Source organism: Pirellulales bacterium, from assembly GCA_036267355.1.
GTDB lineage: Bacteria > Planctomycetota > Planctomycetia > Pirellulales > DATAWG01 > DATAWG01.
The window spans coordinates 51,882-59,453 of the sequence record DATAWG010000105.1; the positions used below are offsets into that span (position 1 = coordinate 51,882).

The 7,572-nt window shown below is 60.2% G+C and carries 6 protein-coding genes; 2 read left to right on the top strand and 4 right to left on the bottom strand.

Annotated features, from left to right (window positions below):
• The first annotated feature begins 155 nt into the window (after nt 1-155).
• Nucleotides 156-605: a CAP domain-containing protein gene (locus VHX65_16780; GenBank protein HEX4000210.1), complete on the top strand. Its 450-nt coding sequence runs from the start codon at nt 156-158 to the stop codon at nt 603-605.
• A gap of 54 nt (nt 606-659) precedes the next feature.
• Here the strand turns inward: VHX65_16780 and VHX65_16785 are convergent, their stop codons facing one another.
• From VHX65_16785 to VHX65_16795, 3 genes are all read right to left on the bottom strand, one after another.
• Entirely contained in the window at nt 660-1,355 is a 696-nt protein-coding gene (locus VHX65_16785; protein ID HEX4000211.1) for a hypothetical protein, read from the bottom strand.
• Entirely contained in the window at nt 1,352-2,530 is a 1,179-nt protein-coding gene (locus VHX65_16790; protein ID HEX4000212.1) for an AAA family ATPase, read from the bottom strand. The genes VHX65_16785 and VHX65_16790 overlap by 4 nt, the downstream gene beginning before the upstream one ends.
• A gap of 71 nt (nt 2,531-2,601) precedes the next feature.
• The gene (locus VHX65_16795; GenBank protein HEX4000213.1) at nt 2,602-5,604 is read right to left on the bottom strand and encodes a M28 family peptidase; all 3,003 of its coding nucleotides are present in this window, start codon (nt 5,602-5,604) and stop codon (nt 2,602-2,604) included.
• A gap of 397 nt (nt 5,605-6,001) precedes the next feature.
• Here VHX65_16795 and VHX65_16800 point away from each other — a divergent pair, with 397 nt between their 5' ends.
• Nucleotides 6,002-6,538, top strand: a complete 537-nt coding sequence (locus tag VHX65_16800) for a GNAT family N-acetyltransferase (protein ID HEX4000214.1) — start codon at nt 6,002-6,004, stop codon at nt 6,536-6,538.
• 237 nt (nt 6,539-6,775) lie between these two features.
• On the opposite strand, the gene VHX65_16805 is transcribed toward VHX65_16800, so the two are convergent.
• A complete protein-coding gene (locus tag VHX65_16805) occupies nt 6,776-7,441 on the bottom strand; it encodes a 7-cyano-7-deazaguanine synthase (GenBank protein ID HEX4000215.1) in 666 nt (221 codons plus the stop codon).
• Nucleotides 7,442-7,572 lie beyond the last annotated feature (131 nt).

The window sequence follows — 7,572 nt, forward strand, 5'->3', positions numbered from 1 at the left end:
AGGAGCGAAAGTCGGCTAAGGTGGACGCTCCTGCCGGCAAACTTCACGCAGTTTGCCAACCCTACCGCTGATTTACCAAGACTGGCCAAGGCGGCCTTTTCTTGCCAGTTTTTCCCTCGTTTTCAAGTCTGAAACCCTGCAACAAGGACCCGATCATGTTCCAATTGGCCGCAGTGATACCTACGATCGCCTTCATATTCTTTGTAGATACCGCAAACCAGCCGGTTTCACTAAGCACCCTGGCCGTCCGGCCCGAAATCAAGAAACTGGATATCAACGCGTTTGAACAGGGCATTGTCGACCGTACCAACGCCGAGCGAGCACGATTTGGGTTGCCGGCATTGGAGATCGATCCGGCCTTGCAACGGCAGGCCCGCAATCACACGGCCTGGATGACGAACAATCGCTCGCTACAGCACAGTTCGGCCGCGGTGGGCGAGAATATCGGCCTCGGCCAGCGATCGGCCCAAGAAATCGTTGCCGACTGGATGAATTCTTCCGGTCATCGAGCAAACATCTTGAACGGCAGCTACCACAAGATCGGCGCCGCGGCCTACACTGCCGCCGACGGCTCGATCTATTGGTGCGAACAGTTCGTGCCGTAACGAAGCGGTTTCCCGGCAGGCGGTTGTAACGACCGGCGAAGAAACGCAAGCAGTTCAATCCGGCTTGATTGGCTCCAATAATGAGCGAAGCCGCTGCAAGAACGGCGCGAAGCCCTGCGGGCACTGGCGCGCCAACTCATCCACGTCGGTACGCTCGGCGACAGCCTCGCGGAATTCAGTGCAGTCAACTTGATGCTTCAATTGAGCGATTCTAGCCAGAAGTTGCTTTGGTCGGTACTCCGGTTTGCCGCTCGATTCGGAAAGAGACTCGACGTCAACGCCGCGCGGGTAGTGCTCGCGCACACGTTCGACATCAACCTCAAGTACGCCAGCGATTGCCGCCGGCGCTCCAAGCGTCCAAGCCTCAATCGACTTGATTGCCAGCCCCCAAATCGTCACATGATCCTTCACGCTTTTCGCTGCGCGCTCGACTCCATCCTGAAGATCCAAATTCCGATCAGCGTCGCGGTCGCGGTCTGCAACTACGACCGTTCCAGCGCAATTGTATTGAATCTTCGCAAGCAACGCCGCCGCAGCGATTTTACCGGAATATCCGCTCCTTTTTGCCGAAGGGTTTCGGCTGAACCGCGGTACTTCGCGCCATTCCATGGCGATCGAATCCGTGCCAACCACATCGGACGCCCGGCGCGCGAGAGCACAAACCGTTCCCCCTGCGGGCCGAACGAAACCGGGAATATTAGTCGGGGCTCCGATATCGTTTGCGCCCTCACCCACGAACAGGATTTTCACGTCCGATTCTCTTCAAACAGTTTGTTCTCTCCGAGGAGGTACCAGAGCTCTCCGGTGGAAAACTCCTTGCGCAGATCCTCCAGGTCCGGGATGTCTTTCATCGTCTGAACCTGGCTGCCTAGGGTATTATCGCGGCGAATGAAAACCCTTACTTCCTCCGGCATCGCGTAGTTCAGCAGCAGGGGGCTGTGGGTGGTGATAATCACTTGCCGCTTCCGCCCACCGATCTCGCCGGAGCAGATCTTGCGTAGTTGGTTCACGACAAACTCAAGTCGCGACGGGTGAAGCCCATTTTCGGGCTCCTCGATTAGTAGTACGTCAGCTGTGCAGCTATACGCGATCGTGAGGAAAGCCATTAGTAAAAGAGCACCGGTCGAAACTTGGCTAGCAGGGATTGTCACGGGCGGCACACTGCCGCCGGCGAGCACAAATTCCAAAACCTTCCCATGACCGTTACGGGCCGGAGGCAGGATAAATCGATCGAGTGTCGGAACCGCCTCTTTGAAACTGCCCTGCAAAGCGTCGAAATCCGAGCGGTCTGCAGAGTTTTGCATGATGTCGAGCACGGCCGCGAGATTTTCGCCATTGAAACTTAAGACGTCGCCCTGCTTTGGAACGGCAGCTTTCTTGAGAAGATCAACGTCAAACCGATACTCGATGCTCGAACTGAGCGCCCTTGCGATCGTCTTGTATGGATCGGCCTGCCGATTCCGCGCTAGAAACGTGGAGCCCGGGAGTGCCTGAGATTGCTGTTGTTGGCCGCCATTCAAAAGCTTATTAACGAGCATTGACTGGCCGTGCGATTCTGCTTTCTCGGTCAGAACGGTCCTTGTTTGATCGACTACCAAGTCCTCGATTGGCGGCCCCCCATCTGCCGGCAACTCGACCTTGTAGTGGAAGCCGCGTTCGGCGGCGCGCCCGGTTACGTCCCATTTGATTCTCTGGTCGCGATGGTGCCGCCAGACGAGCGTTCCAAGCACGTTCTGATTGAAATTCTTCGGAAAAGATTTTCCGAGCATCAAGTCCAGTGCCCTGACGGCTTGCATGAAACTTGACTTCCCGCTGTCGTTCGGCCCCACGAGGATGGTGAAGTCGCCGAGGTCGACGGTGATGTCCCTCAGGCACTTGTAATTCTCGATGTGAAGCCGCTCCAACATCTTCATCCCTTTCAGCAAAATCAGTTATCCATGCCAGTATAGCGCCAACGCGACCCTCGCAAAACGCTGGTTTCATGTATCGCGCCGACTCAATTTCCCCGCGGCGGCGGTTCGGTGGCGGCTCGGGCGACGGATTCGATCGCGATTGCGGAGACGGCGGCGCCGTAGTCGAGGTCGATGTTTTCCAGCGTGTCGTGCGTGTCGTGGTAGCCCTTGCGGTTGATGTCGTAGTTTTCCATGAACAGCACGCAGGGCACGCCGGCGTCGGAGAAAATCTGCCCGTCGGTGTTGAACAGCGTGCTGTGTGGGTCGTACTGGGTGCGAACCTCACCGGACAGTTGCGGGTGCGCCGCCACTTCGGGCATTGTGCCGTCGGTGGTGCGGCGGCCGCGGCCACGGCTGACCCGCTCCGGACGCTGATTCCACTGCGGCACCGACGCGTTCCACGCCTCAGTTGCTCGATGCGCCTGATAGGCCAGCCACATCGATTCGCGACCATGGCCGGGACAAATCTGAAACACGTCGCGATTGCGGTCGTTGTTGTGGGCTACCATATCAAGCACATACAAGCCCTGCACGCGGGTGCGCGATAGGTCGTGCATCGTGCCGTCGCGCAACCGCATTTGCAGTGTGTTTTGCACGAGCTGCTGGCAGAGGTGCCGGGCCCCCATGCAATCCGACGGGAATTCTTCGCCCGTGAGATGCACGAGCCAGATATCGCAATCCAGCTTGCCCGCGCGGCTCAGATCCAAGAACACTTCGGCGCCGAGCAGCAGCGCGGCGGTGGCGGAATGGTTGTCGTCGGCGCCCGCGGCGGAAAGTCGTGGGCCGTGGCCGCCGTGAGCGTAGCCAAACGTGTCTTCCATGTAGGCCGTGTCGTAGTGGTCGGCCATGACGACGGCTCGGCTGCGGTCGCCGCCGGGGATGACGACGATCAGATCGCGCTCGTGCGTCTCGCGATTTTGGTTTTGCAGCCAGCCTCCCATCCAGGGAAACGGAAACTCGGTTTGCCAGCGGAACGGCAAATCGCCCACCAGCACATCGCTGCCGGGCCACTTGCGCTGCACGAGATCGCGATAATAATCGAGGATGAAATCGCCGAGCGCTTCGAGATCGCGGTGATGATGGCCGAGCATGGACTGCGTGGCCGGGTCGCGCACGCAATCGGCGTTGTCTTTATTGACGTATTGGCCGGTGGCTAATTCGGCGATCAAATTCCAATACGCCTTTTCATAGGATCGCTTGGCCGTGCGGGAATAGGAAAGCGAGCGCAGGGTGCGCGCCGCTTTGCGAGATTTGATGACGACGGCCGTCGAACCGCCGCTCGACGCGGCGAGATTGGCCGCCGCGCGACCAGCCGCGGCATCTCCATTGGCCGAATCTGAGTCATCCAGCTGAATCGCTTCGTGCAATAAGGCCACCATCCGCTCGCCGGCGGCCGGAGAGCTCGCCCGAATCGGGATCGATTTCAGCCAATCCGACAACGATTCTTGCTTGGCCGCAGTCACCAGACTGCGCGCAAATGACGGCTCGAGCGGGCCCGCGTTCATCAAATCGCGCGTTTCGAAAATCTTGCGCAGATTGATCGTCGTGCGATGGTAGCGGGCATCATGATCGCGCTGAAACGCTTCGACGGCCAGGCGGTGGGGTTCGCGGTCGAGCAGTCGCGGCCAAAGCTCGATGGGGCGGTCCAAGTCGGGCTTGTCGGCGCGGTAAGCCGTCAAATACCCGAGCGGCGCATCAGGCAACATGGCGGGCAGGCCCGTCTCGTTCGACAAATACGCCACGAGCGGCCGATGATAAAACACCGCATGCCGGCCGACGCGGAGCGGCGGATAATAGAACCGATATCCAAACAGCCCACCGTCAGCCACCCGGCGCGCCGTGGCGATCAGATCGCGTTCGAAGCCGCGTGGGCCATCGAGCAGGGCATGAAAATCGCGCGTCCAGAATTGACAATTGCGGGCCATCGGCTTGCCATACAGACCGAGGTCGTCGGCCTGCGTGCTGAATAGCACATGGGCCACGCGATCTTCGTCGCTCGTGCATGCGAGTTCGTCTTCATAGCGATGAACGCGGCTCCAGCGATGCGTGCGCTGAAACGTGTTGCGCAGCGGGCCGTGCAGGTCGCCCGGGGGAAGTTTGCCTTGCGGCTCGTGCAGCCAACCCGACTGCGGCACGCGGAATCCGCCCGGCGCTTCGCGGCGAACGATCGAATGCAACAGCGCGATCTGGCCGGAAAAGGCGAGTTCTTGGGCCAATTGGTTGTACGTCGTTGAACCCCAAAACACCAAGCTGCCGGGAAAGGGGAGCAGGTGCAAATCGCCGCTGAGATAAGCACGGCGCACCGGCGCCGGAAGGCGCTCGTAGGGCTCGAAGGTGAGCAGGTATTTCACACCCGCGAGCTTCTGCCCCACCTTCCAAATCAGCGGCCCGGTCCAATTCGGCAACTCTTTCACGCGCCAATGTGGCAGAAGCGGTTCGCTGTCGTCGGCCATGACGCGAAAACCAGCCTGCTTCAAATCGGAAAGCTTGTCCATCGGCTCGCCATACGCGGCAGCGAGCAAGCGGCGAATGAAATCCAGCGAGCGCTCGACCGGCCATTCCACGCCCGGCTCGGTGTAGAATCCGCGCCAAAACGCCTTGGCCGGCCCTTGCTCGCTGGCGCCGAACAGCGTCCAGCGCACGCGCCCTTTGTCGTCCTGCGTTTGCGAAAGCGCGAGCGGGGCGAGCACGACGTAGCGCTCGCCCTGTGGAACGACCGTGTGCTCGGTCCAAAACGGGTTGTCACGCAGCTTGTATTGCGAGATGCCATGTGCCGGTTGGCAACGCCCCAGATGATGAAGCACGGTCACGAGCTGGCGGGCAACCTGCATCAAGCCCGGCCGCATTTCAAAAGCTTCTTCGAATTCCGTGATTCCCCAGCCAAAAGGGTCGTCGTCCAGCAACAGCGTGCGATCGTGCGAGCCGTAGGGCTTGCATCCCAAGCGCGGCGGAGGCATGTATTCGGAATACGCGCTGATCGGGTATTTTCCCTTGCCGTGAAACCAAGTGTGGTTCGCGAGCAACTGTTTCCATCCACGCTCTGCCATGTTAGGCTCATTGCGAATTGCGGGTCGGAAGCGTTGGGACCGGTTCCCAAACAGTGGCGTCAGCTTACCATGTTGGCTGGCCGGCGGTGAGGGGCGGGAGGCTAAGTGCGCGGTCAATCACGGTTTGACATGCTGGGTGAGGTGTGAGTGTCGAGCGGCAAGGTGCTAGCCGCCGGTCGGATGCGGTGCGACCGCCGAAAAACCGGCGGCGAGCGCCTTGCCGCTCACGAGACGTGGAACCCCCTCAATCTCGCGTGGACGGGCTGCTAGGTTTTGGGGGCTCGGACTGACGATCACGGCGAAGCGGGGGAATGACTTCGGCGTTAGCCTTCGACTCGCACGCCAACGCTTGCCAGGCTGTTCTGCGTCGCGTTGAAGATTCTAGGGAGAACCACGCTTGATCCGTCCAACAGTTCCTGCCGACACGGAAACTCTGGTCCCGCTGGCGCAAGAGACGGGCGTGTTCAAGCCCCATGAAATTCGCGCGCTGCGCGAAGTGCTCGACGATTATCACAGCACCAACCAGCGGCTGGGGCATCGCTGTGTAACGTTCGAGCAATCGGGCCAAATCCTCGGTTTCGCCTACTTTGCTCCCGCGGCAATGACCGATCGCACCTGGTATCTCTATTGGATTGCGGTAACTCGCCAAACCCAAGCCCGCGGCATCGGCGGCAAGCTGCTGAAGTTCCTCGAGGAAGACATTCAGCGAGCGAACGGCCGGGTGCTGTTCATCGAAACCTCATCGCTGCCAAACTACAGCCTGACGCGCAAGTTTTATATCAAGCATGCCTACGAGCATGCCGCCACCCTGGCCGGCTATTATGCCGACGGCGACGATATGATCGTGTTCCGCAAGCACTTCGGTGCGCCGCCTGCTCCTTCCGCTGTGCCCGCGACCACCACGACGCAGGCATCTCCGGCGCCGCCAAATTAATTTGCGGTTCCCTTCGATTTGCCGGACGCGGTCCGGCATGCCGACCAGCTCGGTGAGGGCGATGGCGTTGCGGTGTGATTTCGGCGGCGTCGACCGCACAGCCGAGCCGATCCGCCACGACGCGCGGTGCCCCCAAGATCGTGCTCGGCCGAGGGCAAGTGCAAACAGCGCTCGGCCACATATTGGAGTTGCCCGCGCCGTCGGATGCGGCATTTGGCGAAGCGCCTTGCGACGGACTCAGGCGTAGATGGTCGTGTCGTGCATGTTCGCGTCGCGGAATGCCTGTTTTCTTTCCGCACACTTGTTGCAGCGGCCGCAGTGCAACAGGCCAACCGGGGCGATGCACGAAAACGAATCGCCCAGCGGATAGTTGTCGCTTAGTCGCATCACCTCGGCTTTGCTGAGATGCTCGAATGGCCGGAGGATTTCGATCTTCCGGTCCAAGCCGATGCGATATGCCGTTTGCAGGGTCGTGAAGAATTCGTCGGTCGCATCCGGGAAAGGGTTCGACCTCAACGTTGCCAATGCCAATTGCGTCAGACCGTGCATTTGGCACCAGACGGCCGGCTTGATCGTCAGCAGCGCGTTGCGGCCGGGAAGGCCAACCGCTTCGTCGGGCGTGTTTTCACCGGGAACGGATTGGCCCGTCAGGCTCCAATGGCCGGCGTAGAGATCGTCCAGCGGCAAACTCAAGAGCACCAGATCGCGCACCCGGCTGCCCGACGGCAAACCGAGCCGCTCGATAAACCGCCGCAAGCCGTTCATCTCCGCTTCTTCCCAGGTCACGCCCGTGCGAACGTAGAATGGTTGCACGTCGTTGCCCTGAGTTAGCAAGCGTCCGAGCAGGATGCAGCTATCCAGGCCGCCGCTGGCGAGCAATCCGACCGCAGATCGAAAAGGCATTGAGGCCATCGTTCGAATGCTGGCTGCTGGGAAGAAGGATCGTCAAGCAGGTCGGCCGATCGGCCGCCGCGACGGGGTTTCGCCGGGTGTTAGCAATTTCCGATCGGTTTGTCAATGAAATCGGCGCGTGG

What these genes read in the sequence shown, in the direction of transcription:
- VHX65_16780 (HEX4000210.1), top strand. Translation starts at nt 156, where the DNA reads ATGTTCCAATTGGCCGCAGTGATACCTACGATCGCCTTCATATTCTTT.
- VHX65_16805 (HEX4000215.1), bottom strand. Translation starts at nt 7,441, where the DNA reads ATGCCTTTTCGATCTGCGGTCGGATTGCTCGCCAGCGGCGGCCTGGAT.
- VHX65_16795 (HEX4000213.1), bottom strand. Translation starts at nt 5,604, where the DNA reads ATGGCAGAGCGTGGATGGAAACAGTTGCTCGCGAACCACACTTGGTTT.